This window comes from Kaistia defluvii, from assembly GCF_026343955.1.
GTDB lineage: Bacteria > Pseudomonadota > Alphaproteobacteria > Rhizobiales > Kaistiaceae > Kaistia > Kaistia defluvii.
This window is the reverse complement of the sequence record NZ_JAPKNI010000005.1, coordinates 204,918-225,768: the sequence shown is the minus strand read 5'-3', so window position 1 is coordinate 225,768 and position 20,851 is coordinate 204,918. Positions and strand designations below refer to the sequence as shown.

Here is a 20,851-nt window from a genome sequence, read left to right as displayed (position 1 = left end):
GACTCGGCCTGGCGCATTCCCAAGCCGTCTCACGGCCGCGACTATTAAGGGATTTTGATTGATGGGCATTCTCTCCGGGTACCGCGTACTCGACTGCTCGATCGCCATGGCCGGGCCTTTCGCGGCGCAGCGTCTGGGTGATCTCGGCGCCGATGTCGTCAAGGTCGAGCCGATCAACGGCGAATGGCAGCGCCATGTCGCGGCCGGCGGCGCGCGCGGCAACAAGGTCAACGTCTCGTTCCTGTCGCTCAACCGCAACAAGCGCTCGCTCGCCATCGACCTGAAGAATCCCGACGGCAAGGCGATGCTGCTCGAACTGGTGAAGACGGCCGACGTCTTCCTGCAGAACTACCGTCCCGGTGTCGCCAAGCGTCTCGGCGTCGATTACGAGAGCTTGTCCAAGATCAATCCGAAGCTGATCTATGTCTCGATCTCGGGCTATGGCGAGGACGGCCCCTATCTGAACCGTCCGGGGCAGGATCTGGTGCTTCAGGGCATGTCGGGCGCCATGCTGTCGACCGGCCGCGAGGGCGAGCCGCCGACACCCGCCGGCCAGTATCTGGTCGATGCGATCACCGCCTACACCGCCTTCGAGGGCGCGCTGGCGGCGCTGCTGCATCGCGAGCGGACGGGCGAGGGGCAACTCGTCCAGGTCAACATGCTGGACGCGATCACCACGATCCAGATGCAGGAGCTCTCGGTCTTCACCGTCGCCGGCAAGCCGCAGACCCGGTCGGCCGAGCCGCATGCGCATGTCTATATCCGCGCGCCATACGGTGCGTTTGCCACTACCGATGGCTTCATCATCGTCTCGTTCCCGAAGCTCGCCACGCTCGGCGCGGTGATTGGCGAGGACAGCTTCCTCACCATGGACGACGAGGTCGACACCTGGGAGAAGCGCGACGAGATCTTCGCCAAGACGCGCGAGAAGCTGAAGACGAAGTCCTCGGCCGAATGGCTGGAACTGCTGCGCGCGGCGGATATCTGGTGCGGCCCGGTCTATGGCTATGCCGATCTCGTCGAGGACGAGCAGATCAAGCACAACGGCACCTTCGTCGAATATGACCATCCGACGGAAGGCCATGTGAAGACGCCGGGCTTCGCGATCAAGTTCTCCAAGACGCCCTCGACCGTCGAGCGCGGCGCGCCGCTGACCGGCGAGCATACGCGGGCCGTTCTCGCGGAAGCAGGGCTGGATGAAGCCACCATCAATGATCTGATCGCCAAGGGCGCCGTCAGCGAGGGCTCGGCATGACCGACGACATCCTCTTCACCGTCGACGGCCACGTCGCGACCATCACCTTGAACCGGCCGGCCAAGCTCAATGCCGTCACGCCGGAGATGTCGAAGGCGATCGTCGCCGCGGTGCAGGAATGCAATGACAGCGACACGATCCGCGTCGTCATCGTCACCGGCGCCGGCGAGCGGGCGTTCTGCGCTGGCTCCGACATCAAGGAGCTCGACACCTACGCCTCGCCCTGGCAGTTCCGCAATCGCGCCGATTACTGCGACGCGATCCGCAAACTGCTGAAGCCGACCATCGCGGCGGTCAACGGCTATGCCTTCGGCGGCGGGCTGGAAACCTCGCTCTCCTGCGATATCCGCATCGCGTCGGAGAATGCGCAGTTCGCCGCGCCGGAAATCAAGCTCGGCTGGATCGGCGGTGGCGGAATGGCGACCTTCCTCGCCCATTCGGTCGGCCCGTCGAATGCGGCCTTGATGATCATGACCGGCGATCCGATCCCGGCGGAAAAGGCGCTTGCCTGGGGTCTGGTGTCGGAAGTGGTGCCGCAGGCCCATCTTCTGGCGCGGGCCCGCGCCCTCGCCGATGTAATCGCCAGCCGGGCGCCGATCGCGGCCGAAACGGCGAAGCTCAACCTGCAGGCGGCGTTCACCATGCCGCAGGAGCAGGCGATCCACTACGAGCGCGACCTGCAGACCATCTGCTTCGCCACCGAAGACGCCGCCGAAGGCCGCGCCGCCTTCAAGGAAAAGCGCCAGCCCACCTTCAAGAGACGCTGATCCATGACCGCTGCTACCGTTATCCGCTTCGTGCGGACGCGCCGCGAGGCGACCGTTCTCGCGATGCTCATTCTCGTCTTTCTCGGCCTGACCTTCGCCAGCGAGTTCTTCCTGACCGGGCGCAACCTCTCCAACGTGGCGCGCCAGATCTCCGTTGTCGGCATCGTCGCGCTGGGCCAGGCGCTGGTGATCATCGCCGGCGGCATCGATCTGTCCGTCGGTTCGGTGATCGGCCTGTCGGCCGTCACCGGCGCGATCGTGTCGGCCACCACCGGCATGCCGTCGCTGGGCATTGTCGGCGCGATCGGCATCGGCATGGCGATCGGCTTCACCAATGGCGTGCTGATCACCAAGCTCCGGATCAACCCGTTCATCACCACGCTCGGCACGCTGTCGATCGCGCGCGGCGCGGCGCTGCTGATCACCAACGGCAATCCGCAGCGCTTCGACAATTGGGCGGCGTTTCTGGGCTACGGCAAGATCGGCGGGCTGCCGGTGCAGTTCATCCTGCTGGTGGCGCTGACGATCCTCGTCTGGCTGTTCGCGACGCGAACGCGCTGGGGGCGCAATGTCTATGCGGTCGGCGACAATGCCCGCGCCGCGCGCCTTGCCGGCATCGACGTGGCGAAGACGCGGATCCTCGTCTTCACCGTCTCGGGCAGCCTGGCCGGCCTCGGCGGACTGCTGCTCGGCGGCATGCTGACCAACGCCAACCCCAATCTCGGCCTCGGCTACGAGCTCGATGTCATCGCCGCGGTCATCCTGGGCGGTGTCGCGTTGGCCGGGGGGCGCGGCTCGATTGGCGGCGTCGTCATCGGCGCGGCGCTGATCGGCCTGCTGCGCAACGCGTTCGTCCTGCTCAACGTCTCCGGCTACTGGCAGACCATCACCATTGGTCTGGTCGTCATCCTCGCCGTCGGCGCGGACAGCCTGAACCGCCGCACCGAAGAAGACTGAGGCGGTCCGAACGGCCGCCCCACTACCAAGCTCAACTCTGGAGGAAACCATGACTACATTCGATCGTCGCCGCTTCCTGATGCTCTCGGCAGCCGGCCTGGCGCTGCCGCTCGTGCCGGGCTTCGCCCTGGCCGAGGCCACGCTCTCTGAAGGCGCCAAGGCCGTTGGCGGTACCGTCGCCGCCCAGGGCCCGGCGCCCAAGCCGCTTCGCCTCGCCGTTCTGTCGTTCCAGGGCTCATCCTTCTGGGAAGCCGCCGACAAGGGGATCGCTGCCGCCACCGAATATCTGAAGCCGCTCAACACCACGGTCGACTACATCCAGCTCGGCACCGGCCTGACCGCCGAGGTGATGGTCGCCGGCATCGACGGTGCGCTGACCAAGCAGTATGACGGTATCGCCGCCGTGCCGATCTTCGACGGCACCGTCGCCAAGGTGAACGAGGTCGTCGCCGAAGGCGTGCCGTTCATCTCCTTCATCGCCGATTCCGCCGAAAAGTCGAACCGCAACGTCTCGATCGGCATGCTCGCCTATGACGCCGGCGCCAAGGCCGGCGAGTTCATCGCCAAGCAGACCGGCGGCAAGGGCAAGGTCGCCGTCATCACCGGCTATCTCGGCGCGGCCCAGCACGACGCCCGCATGAACGGCGCGCTCGACCTGCTGAAGAAGAACTACCCCGACATCACCATTGTCGGGCCGTTCGAATGCAAGGACGACGACGCCACCGCCTATTCGCAGGCGACCGACGTCATGACCTCCAACCCCGACCTGTCGATCCTCTATGTTACGGCCGGCGGTTCGGAAGCGGCGGCCAAGGCCGTGCGCGACGCCAAGGCGACCGGCAAGGTCGGCGTCGTCGGCTATGACGACCTGCCGGAGAAGCAGCAGTACAAGGATGGCGGCGAGATCCTTGCGCTGATCGACCAGGCGCCGGCGCGCCAGGCCTTCGACAGCCTCGTCATGCTGCACAACATGATCGCCTTCGGCGCGACCTATCCGGCCGATATCGCCGTCGACGCGCCGGTGGCGCTCGGCAAGGGCGCCAAGACGTAAACGCGTTCCGCCCCTCCAATGCACGCCTCTCCCGCACGCGGGGGAGGCCCCGTCTCCGGATTCGAGAACCCCATGACCGATTGTCTTCTTTCCGCCCGTGGCATCGCCAAATCCTTCGACCAGAACCGCGTCCTGCATGGGGTCGATTTCGATATCTCGGCCGGGCAGGTGGTCGCGCTTCTGGGCGAGAACGGCGCCGGCAAGTCGACCTTCGTCAACATCCTGTCGGGCGCGCTGCCGCGCGATGCCGGCACGATCGTCTGGAATGGCGCGGAGACGGTGTTCCGCGATACGCGCTCGGCGCTCGACGCCGGCATCATCCATATCCACCAGGAACTGTCTCTGATCTCCTCGCTGTCGGTGATGGAGAATCTGTTCATCGGAGACTACAGGACCGGCAGATCCGGCGTCATCGACCGCAAGTCGCTCGCCGCCAAGGCGCGCGAGTTGCTCGCCCGGGTCGGCGCGGCGCATATCGATCCGCGCGTCGAGGCGGGCTCGCTGTCGACGGCGGAGCAGCAGATCGTCGAGATCGCCAAGGCGCTGGCGCGCAATGCCCGGCTGCTGATCCTGGACGAGCCGACGGCCTCGCTGACGCCGCATGAGGCCGAGGCCCTGTTCGCCATCGTGCGCGACCTACGCGCTCACGGCGTCGCCATCATCTTCATCAGCCACCGCTTCGACGAAGTGTTCGCCATTTCGGACCGCGTGGTCGTGCTGCGCGACGGCCGGGTGGTCGGCGACCGTCCGGTGAGCCAGACGACGCGAGCCGGCATCATCGCCGACATGACCGGACGGGCCTTCACCTTCGATGCGCTGGACAAGCCGGCCATTTCGGCCGGGGCGCCGGTGCGGCTGAAAGCGGAGGCGATCGCGGACAAGGGGCGCGTGGGGCCCATTTCCTTCGCGCTGCGCAAAGGCGAGATCCTTGGCATCTTCGGCTTGGTCGGCGCCGGCCGGACCGAGTTGCTCGAACTGCTCTGCGGCATTCGGCCCCTTGCGGCGGGTAGGATCACGCGGCCGGACGGGATCGTGCCGGTCAATTCGACGCAGGCCTGGCAGAGCGGACTGGCGTTGCTGCCCGAGGGGCGCAAGACCAACGGCATCCTGCCGAGCCTTTCGCTGGCGGAGAATGTCGCCGTGGCCCGGCGCCAGAAGCAGGGCGCCATCCTCGATCTCGGCGGGGAGAAATCCCTGTTCGCCCGGTTCCGCGATTCGCTGGGCATCGTCAGCGAAGGGCCGCAGCAGCCGGTGCGCCGCCTGTCGGGCGGCAATCAGCAGAAGGTGATCTTCGCCCGCTGCCTCGCTTCCGAACCGGAAATCCTGTTCCTCGACGAGCCGACGCATGGGGTCGACGTTCGGACCAAGGCGGATATCTACAGGCAGGTGCAGGATCTGGCGAAGAAGGGGATGAGCGTCATCTTTGTTTCCTCCGAACTGCCGGAGGTTCTCGCGCTTGCCTCGACCGTCATGGTGCTGTCGCGTGGACGGCAGACCATGCTCGCGGCCAATGACAGGCTGACGGAGAACGACGTGCTGACCGCCGCCTTCGCCCAGGCCTGAGCCAGGGAGCCCGCCCGTCTTTTGCGCCACCGCTCCGGTCACGCCGGATCTCCCCCAGAGGGTGATGGAACCTTGTTGCCAGTTCCGCTACCTTTGCGCGATAGGTTCACGTGTCCGGAGCCGACTTCGTCGAAGAACGGCACGACGGGGGAGCGGTGGAGACGTTGGCTTGGACGTGAGTGTCATTTCGAGAGTTGTACAGCTCTACGATGCCTCGGACGTGCTGGTCGCGATCTATGATGGCTTTGATCGTATTCGCTATGCCAATCGGGCTTTCCGTAGCGCCTATTTCATCGAACCCGACGAATCGCCGAGCTGGGCCGAACTCATGCGTCGCAATCATGACCTTGGCCGTGGCACGGTCCTGTGTGTTCCCGATTTCGAGGTCTGGCTAAGTTCGACGCTTTCCCGGCGGGGCAAGACCGGATTCCGCGCTTTCGAGACCGACCTGCATGACGGGCGCTGGCTCTGGATGACGGAGACGGTGGAAAGCGATGGCTGGATGCTCTGCATCGCCAGCGACATCACGAGCCTTCGCGTCGAGGAACGCGAGATTCGTCAGGATCGCGACCTTGCCATCAAGGCGTCCTATACCGACGATCTCACGGGGGTCGCCAACCGACGCTTCCTGACGGCGCGGATCGAGCAGGTCCTTGTCGATCACCAGACACTCGGGCGCATGGGCTGTCTCGCCGTCATCGACCTCGACAATTTCAAGCTGGTCAACGACCGATTCGGTCACCAGACGGGCGACCTCGTGCTGCAGGACTTTTCCAAGCTGATCGAGGGCCAGTTGCGTCGTTCGGATTCGTTCGGCCGCATGGGCGGGGAGGAGTTCGCGCTTACTTTCCCGGACACCTCGCTCGAACATGCCTGTCTGATCCTGGAGCGCATGCTGGCCGTGGTCCGCCTGTCGCGTCCGCTGGTGCAGGATCCCGACTTCCACTACACCTTCTCGGCCGGCATAACCTCCAGCCGGCCCGGCGAGGCGCTCAGCGATTTCTACCGCCGGGCCGACGAGGCGCTCTATCAGGCCAAGGTCTCTGGCCGCAATCACGTGCAGGCCTTTGCCGATCCGGTCGGTTCCGTGGCCGACGCGGGATAGCGGCGCGAAGAACCGCCGTTCGTGACCCGTCTGGCGTAGAAATCAGCCCGCAGACCAACCCAGGCTACGCGATCTGGAGCGCGTTCTCATGTCCGGTGTCCTTCTGTTCGACCTCGATGGCACGCTGCTCGACATCGATCATCTGCACTATGAAGCCTGGCGGCAGCAGGTGGCGCTCCATGGCGTGGAACTTGACCAGCATCGTTACCGAACGCAGGTGATGGGGTTTCCGAACCACACCATCCTGGCCGATCTCGTGCCGGCGCTGACGGCAGGGCAGGGCGCGGCCCTGGTCGAGGCGAAGGAAGTGCTGTTCCGCTCGTTGGCCACGGATCTCACGCCGGCGGAGGGGCTGACCGATTTCCTCGACTGGGCCGACGGGCTGGGCGCGCGCTATGGCGTCGTCACCAATGCGCCGCGCCCCAATGCCGAGCAGGAACTCGCCGGGATCGGCATGACCGACCGCTTCGAGACCGTCGTCATCGGCGACGAACTCGCTCATGCCAAGCCACACCCGCTGCCTTATCTGACCGGGCTCGATCGTCTGGGCGGGACGGCGGCGAACAGCGTTGCCTTCGAGGATTCGATTTCCGGCATTCGCGCCGCGGTGGCGGCGGGGCTCGCGGTGGTGGGCCTGACAACCGGGCTTTCTGCCGAGCGTCTGATCGAGGAAGGCGCCGCGCTCGCCGTGCCGCATTTCGACGATCCGCGTCTCAGGCCCTTCGTCGCCGCCTGCCTGGAGAGGGTTCCGGCCTAAGGTTCAGGCGGAGGCGCGCATGACGAGCTTGCCTTCCAGCCGCACCTGTTGGGGCTTGGGATTGCTGCCTTCCTCTTCGCTCTCGACCCGGTCGAGCAGGATCGCGACAGCGGATTGCGCCAGCCGGTCGAAATCCTGCGCCACGGTGGTCAGGGGCGGGCAGCCATAGCGGCTGTGCGGCTGGTCGTCGTGGCCGGCAATGCGGATGTCGCAGCCGGACTCGCGGCCGATGCGCAGGCCGTGCTGGAATACCGCGGCCATGACGCCGACGGCGCAGCGGTCATTGGCGCACAGCACGGTCCGGGTCGGAAACCCGTTTCCTTCCAGGATGCGCCGAGCCTCCTCGAAGGCGATATCCTCGAAGCGCCAGTCATTCTTCTGCGAAACAGCAACGATCTCGGGCCTGAGGCCAAGCCGTTCCATCGTCGCCACATAGGCCTGCTTGCGCTCCGGACCGTTCTGGTTGACGGCGGGCATGTCGAAATAGGTCGGCGGCTCGCCGCTGCGGCAGAGATATTCGGTGATCAGGGGCACGCTCTGAAAATTGTCGGTGCCGACGAACGGCGTTTCGTCGTCGAGGCTCGAATCCAGAAACACCATGGGGATGCGCGCGCGCAGGCTGCGCATAAGCTGCCGGTCGGAGTGGACGCCAAGCGGCGCGACGATGGCGCCGGCGATCTTCAGCGAGAGCAACGTCTCGATCGAGCGTGCCTCCAGTTGCGCGTCGCCGCGGGAGGACAGGACGATCGCGAGATAGCCGCGCTCGACGCAGCGCATCTCGATTCGTCGCACCAGCTCGGAGAAGAAGGTATCGGCAGTGTCGGGCACGATCACCCCGACGATCTTCGGCCGCTTCTTGTTCAGGTTCACCGCAAAGAGGTTGGGCCGGTATTCGTACTTGGCCAGCGCCTTCTCGATCTTGGCACGGGTCGATTTGCGCACGCTGTCGGGGTCATTGAAATATTTGGATACGGTCGGCCGCGAGATGCCGCTCAGCTCCGAAAACTCCGCCATGTTCTTGATCGTGCGATCGGTCATTCCTGCTCTTTCAAACCCGGGCCTCGGCTGGCGATCGAGCCATTACGCGGTCCCAGAAGCCGAAGCCATGGTTCCCTAGCGGTATGCGCCGTGCTTTTCAGCGATCACGACGGCAAAGCTAACACAATGTTTTACGCGTGCAAATTTCCACGTTGACGTGGTCCGACGGAATGTTAGCCTTCGTGCAGGAGGCCGTTGGAAGGTCCGGGAGGACGCTGGCGACGACGGAGGTCGTTCCCGGCGCGGGCCGCCAACAGGAAACAATTCAGCGACGAAGCGCCAGCCGGCCCGGAACATGTTCCGGCCGGCGACGATATCGCATGGCCGGGGAGGGTCTGCATGAGCCGGGATCTCAAGGGAAAAGTCGCGCTGGTAACGGGAGCGAGCTCCGGCATCGGGCGCGCCACGGCGCGCATGCTGGCCGGGCAGGGTGCGCGCCTGGCCTTGGTCGGGCGATCCAAGGAGCGGCTGCAAGCGGTTCGCGACGAATTTCCCGATGTCGAAGCCCTGGTTATCGCCGCCGACCTGACCAAACCCGCCGAGGTCGAGCGCACCATTGCGGAGACGGTCGCCGGGCTCGGACCGATCGATATCCTGCTCGCCAATGCCGGTCTCTATCTCACCGGCGATCTGGTGGATGGAGACCCGGACGATTTCGACGAAGTGATCGGCGTCAACATCAACGCCGTGTTCCGCGCCGTGCGCGCGGTACTTCCGTCCATGATCGAGCGGCGCGCGGGCGACATCATCGTCACCAGTTCGGTTGCCGGTCATCAGGCCATTCCGTGGGAGCCGGTCTACAGCGCCACCAAGCACGCGGTGCAGGCCTTTGTGCACGGCGTCCGGCGACAGGTCGCGCCGCATGGCATTCGCGTCGGCGCGGTCGCGCCGGGTGTCGTGCTCAACGAATTGTGGGGCTATTCCGACCCGGCGGTGATCGCGGCCAAGGCTGCGGCCCGGGAGGGCCTTCTGTCCGAGGACATCGCCGATGCGGTGCTGTTCATGCTGACCCGCCCGGCCAACGTGACCATCCGCGATCTGGTGATCCTGCCGCAGAACCAGGACATCTGAACCGGCTCGTCCGGAGCCGGTTGTTGCGCGCTGCCGGGTGGGCTCGGCCATGCAGAAGGATCGGATCCTGCCGCCGGTCCATCCGTGCTGGCGTCGCCAAAAACGGGAAGAAGCGCCACTTCTTCTTGATTCTGCCCCAGCGGCATCCGAGCAAACTTGGCTTGCGTAAAATATCGGATTGACGTTGCCGAAGACCGCATCTAGGCTTCGATCAACAAGAAGAAATGGGAGGGCTTGGCTCGGCAGGGCCATCAGCCGGATTTGTCAGGATAGACTTGACTCGCTTGTGCATCGGGCGTGGACGGCGTGTCTATGTCTTTCCGTGCGCGAATTTGGCAATTCTTTATCTTGCCGATCTCACCCGTCTTTTTGAATTCGACTTCGTGCGCCGGATCCGGCGCCATGTCCCATCAAGGCCGGACGGCGCCAAGCGGCGCCGCTGCGCGCCGCGACCATCCGTTCGAACAGCCTCACAGAAGGGCCTCGTCGGGTGAACCACCGTTGCTCGGCAACAGATTCAGTTCAAAACGAGGGAACGCCATGAAGAAGATTGTTACTGCTCTCGCGGCTCTGGCAGTCGGGGCTACCGTCCTGACCAGCTCGATCGCGGCCCAGGCCCAGGACAAGAAGTTCACCGTCGCCCTGATCCCGGGCATCACGACGGACGGCTTCTACATCACCATGCGCAAGGGCGCCGAAGCCGCGGCCAAGGCCGTCGGTGTCGACCTGGTGTTCCAGGGCGCGCCCGAGTTCAATCCGGTGCTGCAGGTTCCGGTTCTGGACGCCATCATCGCCCGCAAGCCGGACGCGATCCTGATCGCCCCGACCGACAAGGTCCAGCTGGTCGAGCCGCTCAAGAAGGCTCATGCCGCTGGTATTCCGGTCATCACCGTCGACACCTTCATCGGTACCGGCAACTACCAGACCGGCGCCGGCGAGGCGGATTTCCCGCTTTCCTACATCGCGTCCGACAATGTGCTGGGTGGCCGCATCGCGGCTCGCGCGCTCGCCAAGTCGATCGGCGAGAAGGGCAAGGTCTATGTTTCGAACGTCAAGCCCGGCGTCTCGACCACCGACCAGCGTGAAGAAGGCTTCAAGGACGAACTGAAGAACTTCCCGAACATCGAGGTTCTCGAGACCCAGTTCAACGACAACGATTCCAACAAGGCCGCCTCGCAGCTGCAGGCCGTTTTCGCTCGCAATCCGGATCTCGCCGGCATCTTCGGCGCCAACCTGTTCTCGGCCATCGGCGCTGCCAATGGCGTCCAGCAGGCTGGACAGTCCGGCAAGGTCAAGGTCGTCGCCTTCGACGCACCGCCCTCGATCGTCGACAACATCAAGACCGGCCTGATCGATATCGCCATCGCCCAGCATCCGGCTGAAATCGGCTATTACGGCCTGATCTCCGCCTTCGCCCATCTCACCGGTCAGTCGATCCCCGTTTCCATCGGCACCGGCTTCACCGTGATGGACAAGGACAACGTCGACAAGCCCGAAATCGCGCAGTTCATCTACAAGGATTGAGCCGCCGGCGCCGCCGGGCCAGCGGTCCGGCGGCGCTCTTTCCCTCTTCGATACCTGTTACGGAGTGGCGCATGTCCGCCCAAACGTCTACGGAATCGCGCGCGGACCCTGCCAAGTCCCGTTCACGCCAGTTGATCCTGCGGATCGCGGCGATGCGCGCCTGGCTGTTCCTGGCCATTCTTCTGATCTTCTTCGAGACCTGGTCCCGCATCAGCTACGGCCAGACGTTCCTGTTCTCGAGCTATAACGCGCAGTCGATCGCGATCTTCGCGGTAGCGCCGCTGCTTCTGGCGCTCGGATCGACCTTCGTCATCATTTCCGGCGGCATCGATCTTTCGATCGGCTTCATCATGGGCCTTGCCGCCGTCATCGCGGCGCATGCCACCAATCTCGCTGGCCAGTCGCTGCCGCCCTTCGCCGCCATGCTCGTCGGCATCACCGCCGGCCTGGTGGTCGCGCTCGGGCCGGGCCTGGTCAACGGCGTGCTGATTTCCAAGCTGAAGGTCCCCCCCTTCATCGGAACGCTCGGCATGTTCGGCGTGGCGCGCGGCGTTGCGTTCCTGCTGGCCGGCGGCACCACCGTCCCGGTCGCCAACAGCTGGTTTGCCTCGCTCGGCAATGGGCGCGTATTCGGCTTCCCCGTCGTCGTGATCATCACGATCCTGTTCGTGCTGCTGATGCATTATCTGCTGTCTCAGACCCGTTTCGGCCAGCACACCTATGCCATCGGCGCCAATGAGCAGGCCGCGATCCGTTCCGGCATCAACGTGCCGCGCCATATCCGCAAGCTGTATCTGCTCTCCGCGCTCTGCGCGGGTCTTGGCGGCGTGCTCTATGCGGCGCGCTTCACGGCCGGCGCGGCCCAGGCCGGCGAACCGCTGCTGCTCGACTCGATCGCCGCGGTGGTGATCGGCGGCGCCAGCCTGTTCGGCGGCTCCGGCACCATTCTCGGTACGGTGGCGGGCGCGCTCGTGATCGCGGTGATCCAGTACGGCCTCGTCTTCATCAATGTCGAGCCGTTCTGGCAGTTCGTCGCCGTCGGCGTCGTCATCATCATCTCGGTGCTCGTCGACCAGACGCAGCGCAAGCTCGGTGGGGATCGTTAGTGATGTCGGTGCAACCCCAACTGCAGACCCAGGAACCTATCCTGGACGTGCGTTCCGTCTCCAAGCGGTTCGGCGGCGTCGAGGCCCTCAAGGGCGTCTCGATGGCGCTCTATCCCGGCGAGGTCGTGGCGCTTGCCGGTGACAATGGCGCGGGCAAGTCGACCCTGATCAAGACCATCTCCGGCGTCTATGGCGCCGATGGCGGCGAGATCCGCTTCGCCGGCGAGGCGGTTCGCTTCGCAACACCGGAGGCGGCTCGGGCCCATGGCATCGAGACGATCTACCAGGACCTGGCGCTGGCCGACAATCTGACGATCGGCGCCAACATCTTCCTGGGTCGTGAGCCGATGCGGCGCCTGTTTGGTTTCCTGCCCGTACTCGACCGTCCGGCCATGGCCAAGGCGGCAAAGGAGACCATGGCGCGGCTCGACTTCCACGTGAACCGGCTCGACGCGCCCGTCGGCCGCTTCTCGGGTGGCCAGCGTCAGGCCGTGGCGATCGGCCGGGCGATCTACTGGAACGCCCGCGTCCTGATCATGGATGAGCCGACGGCGGCACTGGGAGTGCCGGAACAGCGCAAGGTCGTTTCGCTGATCCAGAACCTGAAGGCCCAGGGGCGTGCGATCATCTTCATCTCGCACAATCTGCAGGACATCTTCGCGGTCGCCGATCGTATCGTCGTGCTCCGGCGTGGCACCCTGGCCGGCGAACGCAGGATCGCCGACACCAATCCGGACGAGATCGTCAAGCTGATGGTCGGGGGCTGACGTCGCGATCAAGGATAGGGGCGGCCGCATTGCGCGGCCGCCCTTTTCTTTTCGCGATCGGATCGGCGTCAGAGACTGTCCAGCACCGCCTGCGCGGTTCGGACGTCGGTGACCAAGGCATTGACCAGACCGGCACGGATGGCGCCCAGGATCGCCGGTACCTTGTTGGCCGAGACCGCCACGCCGATCACCAGAGGCGTGGCGCGCAATTGTTCCGGCGACACGGCGATCAGCCGGTCTTCGCCATCCCAGGGCACCGGATGGCCGGACACGTCGAAATAATGCCGCACGACGTCGCCGGCGGCATGCGCCAGCGCCAGTTCGTTCGGCGTTGCCGAGGATGCGCCGAGCGCCGGATCGACCGCGTGCGTCAGGCCGATGCCGACCAGCGCCGCGTCGAGCCTGCCCCAGAGCGCGACATTCTCCTGGATGATCGGGTCGCTCAGGAAGGCCTCGCGTGATTCCGGCGACGGCAGGTAGGGCGCGTGGATGAAATGCGGTGTTCCCGACATCTGCTCGGCGGCGAGGCGGACGAATTCGTTGATCTGGAAATGCGGCGCGGATTGCTGCATGCCGCCGGTCGCCGGGACGGTGATGACGCCCGGCAGGCTCGGAAGACCAGCCTGGATCACTTCGCGCACGGCGCGGCCCCAGCCAATCGCCAGCACCGAATCCTGCTTGAGGCCGGCGTCGCGCAGAAGGGCGCCGACCGGCGAGGCGAGGGCGGCCATGACCCCCGTCTCCGGGGCGTCGACCACGGCGGCCTGCTTCAGCCCGAGCGCTTCGACCAGCTTCTGGTTGAGTTCCTCCGGCGTGGCGATATCGGGGATCTCGATGCGCACGATTCCTTCCTCGCGCGCCCGCCGCAGCAGCCGCGAGATCGTCGCCGCCGAGACATTCAGCCGGCGCGCGATCTCGACCTGCGAAAGGTCGGCTTCGTAGTGAAGCTTGGCGACGGTGTGCAGCATCGTGCGGGTCGCAGCGGTGTCCTGGGATGACGAAGAGGACAGCTTGAAATTCCTTTCTGAAAGATGATACACATACACGCATCAGCTTGAGGGAGCCACCGCAGAGACGCCGCGTGCTCGAACCGCCAGCCTTCCGTGCATAATCCATCCGGGCAGGGGCGGTCCATAAAAGCGACGGGCATCGACGATGTATCGGGAATTCGCCGCCAGTTGCGGTAGAATGGGCCGGTTCGGTGGCTTGAGGAACTTCGCCAACGCCCGGCAAGGCCGGCGCCAAAATCGGACCGTGCAGTATGACCCGAATGTCGACATCGGAATTCCGTGGCTACCAGCAGATCTGCGGGCGCGATGGCGCCATGATGGTGATCGCCTGCGACCAGCGCGGCGGGATGCGCACCATCCTCGCTTCCGACCCGGAAGAGCAGGCCAAGATCAGCAACGACATGCTGGGCGAGACCAAGTCGGACATCACCCGCTATCTCGCCAATGAAGCTTCCTGCGTCCTTCTCGATCCGCTCTGTGCCGTGCCGCATGTGATCGAGAATGGTTCGCTGGCGCGTGATACGGCGCTGCTGATCGGCCTCGACGCATCGGGCTGGGACGTTTCGCCGGAAGGCTATCGCCTGTCGAAACTGGTGCCTGATATCAACGCCCGTCGCGTCCGCGAGCTGGGCGGTACCGGCGGCAAGATCATGGTCTATCTCCGCGCCGACAAGCCGGAGGCGAACACCGCCAATATCGAGATCCTGCGCCAGTCGATCGAGGATTTCGCGCGCGAGGACCTGCTGCTGGTGGTCGAGTTCCTGACCTATCAGCTCGAGGGCGAGAGCAAGGAAGACTACAAGGCCAGGACGCCCTGGCTGATCGAGGAGGGCACGCGGATCTCGCTCGAGCTCGGCGCCAAGGTGCTGAAGATCCCCTATCCCGGCACGGCCGAATCCTGCGCCAGGATCACGGCGATGTCCGGCGAGGTGCCGTGGGCGGTGCTGTCGGCCGGTGTCGATCACGAGACCTTCATCGGCCAGGTCGAGATCGCGATGCAGAACGGCGCCTCGGGCGTCATCGCCGGCCGCGCGCTCTGGAAGGATTGCATCCATCTCGACCGCGAGATCCAGCGGGAGCGGCTGACCACCATCGCGGTTCCGCGCCTGCGTCAGATCCAGGACGTGCTGGCGCGCTATTCGGCCCAGGCCCGCAAGGCGGCCTGATCCCATTTCTTCGGCGACCGGGTGCAACATGCCTGACACGTCAACAGCCATCGGTATCGATATCGGCGGCACGAATCTCCGGGCCGCCCGCGTCTCCGGCGCGGGCGATATTCTGGAGCGGGTGTCCGAGCGGATCGACCGGGATGCGAACAACGCCATCGGCCGCATCATCGAGCTGGTCCGCCAGCTCGACCGGCCGGATGTCACGGCGATCGGCATTGGCGTGCCCGGCCGCGTCGACGCCCGCCGCCGCACGGTGCTTTCGGGCGGCTATCTGAACCTCGCCGGCGCCGCCCTGGCGGAGCGGGTGGAGGCGGCAACCGGCAAGCCGGTCATCATCGACAATGACTGCAACATGGCGCTCGTGGCCGAGATCGCGGCGGGCGCCGGCCGAGGCCGGGAGAACGTCGTGATGTTCACGATCGGCACCGGCATTGGCGGGGCGATCGTGCAGGAAGGGCAGATCCTGCGCGGTCGCGGAACGGCCGGTCAGCTCGGCCACATCACCGTCGACGTCAAGGGCGCGGCCTGCGTCTGTGGCCGTCGCGGCTGCGTCGAGACGACCAGCTCCGGCACCGCGCTGGCCCGGCACATCCAGGAAGCCGGCCTGCCGGCGGATACCTCGATCGACGATATCCTTCGCAGGGCCGCCAAGGGCAATGCCGTGGCCCGGCAGGTTCTGGACGCATGGGCCGGCCCGTTGCGCGCGGCGATCGACAGCGCCTCGGCCGCCTTCGACCCGGATCTCGTCCTGCTCGGCGGTGGGTTGGGCAAGGCCGCGTTCAAGGCGCTGCAGAAAGTTCCGGCGCTCGCCCCCTGGTATCAGTATCCCGTCCTGTCGGCGGCACTTGGCGACGATGCCGGCGTCATCGGCGCCGCCGTCTGCGCCCTGATCGAGCATCGATCCCCGCTGCCGCCTTCGGCTCTTGTTGCGGCGGAACTCAGCGTGCTCGATAGGCCGGCCTGATTTCATGAAACGAGCCGTCCTCGTCAATGGCATTCCCGCCACGGGAAAGAGCACGATCGCACGCGCCATCTCGCAGCGCATGGGCTGGATCATCCTGACGCTCGATACGGTCAAGGAGCCCTTCTTCGACCAGCTTGGCGTCGGCGACCGCGAATTCAATCGCGCGCTTGGGCGGGCGAGCTATCACGCCATCTGGTCGATCCTCCGCGATGCGCCGGACGACACCACCTTCATCATCGACGCCTGGTTCGGCTTCCAGCCGCGCGAGGTGCTGGAGGCGCATATCGAGCGTGCCGGTGTCGGAGCGACCGCCGAGATCTGGTGCCACGCTCCGCCCGAGGTCCTGGCGAAGCGCTATGGCGACCGCCTGGATCAACGCCATGCCGGCCATCCCGGCGCCGCCTTCATTCCCGAACTGATCGAACTCGCCAAGCGCGCCGCCCCGGTCGATCGGGGACCGAGATTCGACGTCGACACGACGCAGGCGACCGACATCGAGGCGATCCTGGCGTGGCTGAGGCCGGCGCTGCATCTGGCGTAAGGGCCTACCCCGTGGCTGCGGGCTGGGGTTCAACCTTCGCGCCGAACTGGCGCCGCATGCCGAGAATGTGGCGGATGAAGATCTGGGTGTAGAGGCCTGGTCCGCTTGAATAAATCCGCCAGCCGCCATCGACGGCCATGCTGCCGTCGCGCACTCGGCTCCATTCGGCGCTCGCCCGGTAGCGGTCCGGAAAAGCGGCGTCGCTGGAGCTGAAATAGGTGTTGCGCTGGCGTAGCGACGCTTGCGACAGTCGCTCGGTGACGGCAATCGGATTGACCAGCGCAAGTGCCTCGCGGGCCGCTTCCGGGTCGCCGCTGAAGGCCAGAGCCTCGCAGTAGCGCAGATGCGCATGCACATACATCAGGCCGATCTCGCGGCCGAAGAAGGCGGCGGATTCGGCGCGCCGGAACAGCGTCTCGACACCGCCTCGGTAGACGACCGGCTTGTCCATCAGCCGCGCGCCGTCCGGGTCGAGCAGGTGCTGGCGGATCAAGTCGAGATGGGCGCGCGTCTGCGCCGGCGTGAACAGGCCGCCCAGGATCGACTGCGTCATCGGGATCAGCGAGTAGGAAAGCCCGGTTCGCCGGTCGCTCGGATGCAGCAGCAGTTCGACCTGGTCGTGGCCGGGATCGAACAGCCCATAGCCGGCGATGACGCCGTCGCGGATGAGGTATCGGTTGACGTCGCCGCGCATGACGCCGGCGAGCGAGGTGAGCACCGTAGCCTCGGCCACATCGCCCGTGCGTTCCAGGATGGCGGCAAAGCGCTGGATCTGCTCGTAGAGCAGGGCGACGGTCCAGCTCGAGACCATCCAGTCGCGCAGGTGCGGATCGGCCGGCTGCAGGGAGTCGTTCCAGTCGCCCTCGCCATAGCGGATCAGATGCGTGCCCGGGATGAAGCGCTCCCTGACGGTCGAAAGCAAAAGCTCGACATGCTCGCGGATCGTGCCGGTCTCATCGGTCGGCTTCAAATCGTCGTCGCGCCGCGAGGGCAGGCCTATGTCGAGGATGCCGATATCGCCCGTGGCTTCGATATAGTCGCAGAGCGCCTTCAGGGGCCAGACGACGATGTCACCATGCGCCTCGCCGGCGCGGATGTTGGAATAGGGTGGCAGCATGAACCATTGCGGCCAGTCGCCCCGCGTCCGGTATTGCTCGGCGAACAGCGTCGTCAGGATGTCGCGCGCCGTCTCGTCGTGGCGCAGCGCCAGCATGAATTCGAGCGGACCCTGGCAGACGTCGCGCGTGCCCCAGGCCGCGCCGGTGTATTGCTCCAGACCGTGCGGCACAGTCAGGTGGATCATGGCGTCATGCGCCAGCCAGGGCAGGATCGCCTGTTCCGCCGAGAGCGCGTCGCCTTGGCCGGGAATCGTGAAATCGCGCGTCACGCGGCGCCAGTAGTCTGCGGCCGGCGCAAGCAGCGCTTCGTCCGGCTGGCCCTTGGCGTAGAGGTCCGCGAGGCGGCGCGCCTCTGCCGGATCCGTCATCGAGCCGACGACGGCGAAGGTGAGTTGGCGGGTCTCGCCGGTGCGCAGCGCGACATAGGCGCCGCCACGCGGCGCGCCGTCCTCGTAGAGCAGCTCGTCGCCACCGATCGCTTCGACAGCCTCCGGCGTGCTGGTGACGAGGTGATAGGCGGCATCCGGGAAATTCTGGCCCCAGAGCCAGTCCTTGCCGGGCTGGAAGGTGAAGCGCTTGGCGGGCTCGTCGATGGTGATCCGGCCGCTCTGCTCATAGTCGCGCTCGCCGAGCACGATATGGCCAAGCACGAGGAAGCGCGCAGGCGGTCCATCGACCTCGACGCGCCATTGCATGGCGGCATCGACGCCGGAGGCGATGGCGTGGACCGTGACGGTGCGGTCCGTGAGCCGGTAGATCCAGCGGCAATCGCTGAGGCCCATGTCGAAGGCGGATGGCACCGAGAGCAGGCGCCAGCCTTCGCCGGTGTCGATCAGCATGCGCAGGCCGCTGGCGCGGGTGATGTTGTAGGGATCGCGCGAGACGGAAAACAGCTTGTGGAACGAGGTGTTGCCGATGGTGAGTTGTGCCGCGAACACGCCATGCATCCAGCAGGTCGCGGCGAGGGTCGCCTCGTCCGGCATCATGCCCTGGCCGCTGCGGACGATCGCGCCATGGCGGCGGGCGACGATATCCTCCTTGGCAGCCAGCACGACATGCCGGTTCAGCGTGCCCTCGGCCACGAAGAAGGAGAGCAAGCCGCCATCCTGGCGTTCCTCCAATTCCCGCGCCGGATAGAGCCTTGCCAGGTCGGCCCCGTCGAGGGCCAGAACCGCGAGCGGCTCGGCGTCCTGCAACAGGCTGCGCGCGGCAGGCGAGGGGGCGATCGCTTCGAAGGAGGGGCTGGCCGCCGCTTCCACGATTCCGTCGATGTGGCCGAGATCGTCGTCGCTGGAAGCCTCGGGGTGGTTGGGGACGAACTGGCTGAAGAAGGTCCAGCTTGCCTTGGCCGCCGGAGCGAGCGTTGCCGGCCTCGATTGAAGGGCCGGGCAGGCGAGCTCGTGCTGCCAGACGGTGCCGGGCAGGTCGGTGCCGAAACCGAGCTCGATCTCGTCGCGGGCGCGAAAATCCGGTCCGAAGATCTGGATCGCATCGGTCGCATAGGAAACAGCGCCTTCGATGCAGCCAAGCGCATGCCAGGGAAAGCGCCCGCCCTGCGAGAGATTCTGGCGGCTCATGACAACCGGGCCGAAGGTTGGATGCTGGGCCGCGCGGTGGTCGATATATTGCGAGGCATAGGCCTCGCTCCCCATCAGGAAGCCCCGCCCACCAAGGCCGAGATCCTGCGCCAGCACGATGTCGCAGGGGATCTCGGCGTCTCCCCGGTTCTCAATCTCGACATGCCAGAACCAGCGCGTCGCGTCGGGATCGAGCCGCAGCGTAACCTGATGTACGATGCCGTTCGTCTCACCGCGCCAGACGAAGCGGGAGTCGTCCGCGGCAAGGGAAACCCTGGCCCGTGGGCCTACCAACTGTGCGAGGAACGGGGTCTTGCCGCCGACGCGCAGCCAGATCCGGCCGATGCCGCCATCGATCGGCGAACCCAGCACCTGGTTGATCATCACTGGTGCACCGCCTTCGGCACGGTGGGTGATCGAGGAGATGGCGCCATTGGGCAGGGCGGAGATCGAAAGCCCGGCGGGGTTGGACAGCGTGCGCAGTCCAAGCGCGTCATCGCGCGGCGTCAGGAATTCGCGTTGGGTCATGTCGGACATTCTCGCCTCGCCATCATCGCCGCTCGTGTCGGCGCGGCGATGATATCGGGTGGCGGGCGGTTTGCCGATGGGGCTCGAACCGCTCAGCCCTGGAAGGGCACCAGCGGCAAGCCCTTGACGCCGACGTCCAGCGCGAACAGGCCACCGGGATTGCGCTGGCCGGCGAGTTGCTCGGGCGTGCGATTGTAGATCGCCGTCGTGACATAGAGAACGTCGAGATCGCGCCCGCCGAATTCGCAGCAGGTCGGCAGGTCGGTCGGCAGTTCGATGGTGCGCATCAGCTTGCCGGCGGGATCGAAGCGCAGCACCTTTCCCTGGAACGGGATCGTCGCCCAGTAGCCGCCTTCTGCATCGACGGTGGCGCCATCGACGATGCCCTTCGTCTCCGAGAGATCGATGAAGGGCCGCCGGTTCTCGACCTCGCCGGTCGCCGGATCAAAGTCCCAGGCCCAGACCACCGGGCCATGGCTGTCGGTGTAATACATTGTCCGGCTGTCCGGGCTCCAGGCGAGCCCGTTGGAGCAGCCGATGCCCTCGACGATTCTGTGAATCGAAAGGTCGGTGTCCATCCGGTAGAGCGAGGCGTTCTTCACCACCGGCTTGCCGGGCGCCTCGAACATCGAGCCGGACCAGAAGCGGCCCTGCCGGTCGGTCTTGCCGTCATTGAAGCGGTTGTCCGGCAGATCGGCTTCCGGATCGGTGATCTGGTCGAAGCGGCCGGTCGTCGGATCGAAGAAATAGAAGCCGCTCGCCATCGTCAGCACCAGCCCGCCGCTCGCCCGGACGGCGAGGCAGCCGAGCAGTTCCGGCGCGATGTGGGTTTCCGTCTTTCGCGTCAGCGGATCGAAGCGATGGATCGCTTTCTGGTAGATGTCGATCCACCAGAGCGCTTCCGTGGCCGGGTCCCAATAGGTTCCTTCGCCCAGTTGTGCCTTGGCGTCGGAGACGCATTCGATGTCGGTCATGGCAATTCC

The 20,851-nt window shown here is 65.7% G+C and carries 18 protein-coding genes; 14 read left to right on the top strand and 4 right to left on the bottom strand.

Features of this window, described 5'->3' with window-relative positions:
* Positions 1-61 precede the first annotated feature (61 nt).
* The 7 genes from OSH10_RS14785 to OSH10_RS14755 all read left to right on the top strand — a co-directional run bounded on the left by OSH10_RS14785 (position 62) and on the right by OSH10_RS14755 (position 7,455).
* Complete coding sequence (locus OSH10_RS14785) at positions 62-1,255, top strand: CaiB/BaiF CoA transferase family protein (RefSeq protein ID WP_266332599.1); 1,194 nt, start codon at positions 62-64, stop codon at positions 1,253-1,255.
* Positions 1,252-2,022: an enoyl-CoA hydratase/isomerase family protein gene (locus OSH10_RS14780; protein WP_266332598.1), complete on the top strand. Its 771-nt coding sequence runs from the start codon at positions 1,252-1,254 to the stop codon at positions 2,020-2,022. Before OSH10_RS14785 ends, OSH10_RS14780 begins: the two co-directional genes overlap by 4 nt.
* Before the next feature lie 3 nt (positions 2,023-2,025).
* Entirely contained in the window at positions 2,026-2,979 is a 954-nt protein-coding gene (locus tag OSH10_RS14775; protein ID WP_266332597.1) for an ABC transporter permease, read from the top strand.
* 49 nt (positions 2,980-3,028) lie between these two features.
* A complete protein-coding gene (locus tag OSH10_RS14770; protein ID WP_266332596.1) occupies positions 3,029-4,030 on the top strand; it encodes a sugar ABC transporter substrate-binding protein in 1,002 nt (333 codons plus the stop codon).
* Between the two features lie 72 nt (positions 4,031-4,102).
* Positions 4,103-5,593, top strand: a complete 1,491-nt coding sequence (locus OSH10_RS14765; protein ID WP_266332595.1) for a sugar ABC transporter ATP-binding protein — start codon at positions 4,103-4,105, stop codon at positions 5,591-5,593.
* A gap of 175 nt (positions 5,594-5,768) precedes the next feature.
* A complete protein-coding gene (locus OSH10_RS14760) occupies positions 5,769-6,698 on the top strand; it encodes a sensor domain-containing diguanylate cyclase (protein WP_407660718.1) in 930 nt (309 codons plus the stop codon).
* 88 nt (positions 6,699-6,786) lie between these two features.
* Complete coding sequence (locus OSH10_RS14755) at positions 6,787-7,455, top strand: HAD family hydrolase (protein WP_266332593.1); 669 nt, start codon at positions 6,787-6,789, stop codon at positions 7,453-7,455.
* A 3-nt stretch (positions 7,456-7,458) separates the two neighbouring features.
* Here OSH10_RS14755 and OSH10_RS14750 read toward each other — a convergent pair whose 3' ends face one another.
* Positions 7,459-8,493, bottom strand: coding sequence for a LacI family DNA-binding transcriptional regulator (locus tag OSH10_RS14750; protein WP_266332592.1), 1,035 nt, complete (start codon positions 8,491-8,493; stop codon positions 7,459-7,461).
* 339 nt (positions 8,494-8,832) lie between these two features.
* Between OSH10_RS14750 and OSH10_RS14745 the strand changes: the two genes are divergently transcribed.
* From OSH10_RS14745 to OSH10_RS14730, 4 genes are all read left to right on the top strand, one after another.
* Positions 8,833-9,564 (top strand): SDR family oxidoreductase, encoded by a 732-nt coding sequence (locus OSH10_RS14745; protein WP_266332591.1) that lies wholly within the window; start codon positions 8,833-8,835, stop codon positions 9,562-9,564.
* Between the two features lie 540 nt (positions 9,565-10,104).
* Entirely contained in the window at positions 10,105-11,088 is a 984-nt protein-coding gene (locus OSH10_RS14740) for an ABC transporter substrate-binding protein (protein ID WP_266332590.1), read from the top strand.
* A gap of 71 nt (positions 11,089-11,159) precedes the next feature.
* Positions 11,160-12,194 carry an ABC transporter permease subunit gene (locus OSH10_RS14735; protein WP_266332589.1) on the top strand — a complete coding sequence of 345 codons (1,035 nt, stop codon included), beginning with the start codon at positions 11,160-11,162 and terminating at the stop codon, positions 12,192-12,194.
* A gap of 2 nt (positions 12,195-12,196) precedes the next feature.
* Entirely contained in the window at positions 12,197-12,961 is a 765-nt protein-coding gene (locus tag OSH10_RS14730) for an ATP-binding cassette domain-containing protein (protein ID WP_266332588.1), read from the top strand.
* Positions 12,962-13,029: 68 nt separating this feature from the next.
* Here OSH10_RS14730 and OSH10_RS14725 read toward each other — a convergent pair whose 3' ends face one another.
* Complete coding sequence (locus tag OSH10_RS14725; RefSeq protein WP_266332587.1) at positions 13,030-13,929, bottom strand: sugar-binding transcriptional regulator; 900 nt, start codon at positions 13,927-13,929, stop codon at positions 13,030-13,032.
* 293 nt (positions 13,930-14,222) lie between these two features.
* Between OSH10_RS14725 and OSH10_RS14720 the strand changes: the two genes are divergently transcribed.
* From OSH10_RS14720 to OSH10_RS22920, 3 genes are read left to right on the top strand one after another with little or no spacing between them, the layout of a single operon-like run.
* Positions 14,223-15,137, top strand: coding sequence for a tagatose-bisphosphate aldolase (locus OSH10_RS14720; RefSeq protein WP_266332586.1), 915 nt, complete (start codon positions 14,223-14,225; stop codon positions 15,135-15,137).
* 28 nt (positions 15,138-15,165) lie between these two features.
* The gene (locus tag OSH10_RS22925) at positions 15,166-16,104 is read left to right on the top strand and encodes an ROK family protein (RefSeq protein WP_323181607.1); all 939 of its coding nucleotides are present in this window, start codon (positions 15,166-15,168) and stop codon (positions 16,102-16,104) included.
* A gap of 4 nt (positions 16,105-16,108) precedes the next feature.
* Positions 16,109-16,645 (top strand): AAA family ATPase, encoded by a 537-nt coding sequence (locus OSH10_RS22920; protein ID WP_323181606.1) that lies wholly within the window; start codon positions 16,109-16,111, stop codon positions 16,643-16,645.
* 4 nt (positions 16,646-16,649) lie between these two features.
* Here OSH10_RS22920 and OSH10_RS14710 read toward each other — a convergent pair whose 3' ends face one another.
* Both OSH10_RS14710 and OSH10_RS14705 read right to left on the bottom strand, forming a co-directional pair.
* Positions 16,650-19,877, bottom strand: coding sequence for a GH36-type glycosyl hydrolase domain-containing protein (locus OSH10_RS14710; RefSeq protein WP_266332585.1), 3,228 nt, complete (start codon positions 19,875-19,877; stop codon positions 16,650-16,652).
* 83 nt (positions 19,878-19,960) lie between these two features.
* Complete coding sequence (locus OSH10_RS14705) at positions 19,961-20,842, bottom strand: SMP-30/gluconolactonase/LRE family protein (protein WP_266332584.1); 882 nt, start codon at positions 20,840-20,842, stop codon at positions 19,961-19,963.
* Positions 20,843-20,851: the final 9 nt, after the last annotated feature.

What these genes read in the sequence shown, in the direction of transcription:
- OSH10_RS14710 (WP_266332585.1), bottom strand. Translation starts at nt 19,877, where the DNA reads ATGTCCGACATGACCCAACGCGAATTCCTGACGCCGCGCGATGACGCG.
- OSH10_RS14765 (WP_266332595.1), top strand. Translation starts at nt 4,103, where the DNA reads ATGACCGATTGTCTTCTTTCCGCCCGTGGCATCGCCAAATCCTTCGAC.
- OSH10_RS14755 (WP_266332593.1), top strand. Translation starts at nt 6,787, where the DNA reads ATGTCCGGTGTCCTTCTGTTCGACCTCGATGGCACGCTGCTCGACATC.
- OSH10_RS14785 (WP_266332599.1), top strand. Translation starts at nt 62, where the DNA reads ATGGGCATTCTCTCCGGGTACCGCGTACTCGACTGCTCGATCGCCATG.
- OSH10_RS14745 (WP_266332591.1), top strand. Translation starts at nt 8,833, where the DNA reads ATGAGCCGGGATCTCAAGGGAAAAGTCGCGCTGGTAACGGGAGCGAGC.
- OSH10_RS14780 (WP_266332598.1), top strand. Translation starts at nt 1,252, where the DNA reads ATGACCGACGACATCCTCTTCACCGTCGACGGCCACGTCGCGACCATC.
- OSH10_RS14740 (WP_266332590.1), top strand. Translation starts at nt 10,105, where the DNA reads ATGAAGAAGATTGTTACTGCTCTCGCGGCTCTGGCAGTCGGGGCTACC.
- OSH10_RS14735 (WP_266332589.1), top strand. Translation starts at nt 11,160, where the DNA reads ATGTCCGCCCAAACGTCTACGGAATCGCGCGCGGACCCTGCCAAGTCC.
- OSH10_RS14720 (WP_266332586.1), top strand. Translation starts at nt 14,223, where the DNA reads ATGACCCGAATGTCGACATCGGAATTCCGTGGCTACCAGCAGATCTGC.
- OSH10_RS14725 (WP_266332587.1), bottom strand. Translation starts at nt 13,929, where the DNA reads ATGCTGCACACCGTCGCCAAGCTTCACTACGAAGCCGACCTTTCGCAG.
- OSH10_RS22920 (WP_323181606.1), top strand. Translation starts at nt 16,109, where the DNA reads ATGAAACGAGCCGTCCTCGTCAATGGCATTCCCGCCACGGGAAAGAGC.
- OSH10_RS14705 (WP_266332584.1), bottom strand. Translation starts at nt 20,842, where the DNA reads ATGACCGACATCGAATGCGTCTCCGACGCCAAGGCACAACTGGGCGAA.
- OSH10_RS14730 (WP_266332588.1), top strand. Translation starts at nt 12,197, where the DNA reads ATGTCGGTGCAACCCCAACTGCAGACCCAGGAACCTATCCTGGACGTG.
- OSH10_RS14775 (WP_266332597.1), top strand. Translation starts at nt 2,026, where the DNA reads ATGACCGCTGCTACCGTTATCCGCTTCGTGCGGACGCGCCGCGAGGCG.
- OSH10_RS14770 (WP_266332596.1), top strand. Translation starts at nt 3,029, where the DNA reads ATGACTACATTCGATCGTCGCCGCTTCCTGATGCTCTCGGCAGCCGGC.
- OSH10_RS22925 (WP_323181607.1), top strand. Translation starts at nt 15,166, where the DNA reads ATGCCTGACACGTCAACAGCCATCGGTATCGATATCGGCGGCACGAAT.
- OSH10_RS14750 (WP_266332592.1), bottom strand. Translation starts at nt 8,493, where the DNA reads ATGACCGATCGCACGATCAAGAACATGGCGGAGTTTTCGGAGCTGAGC.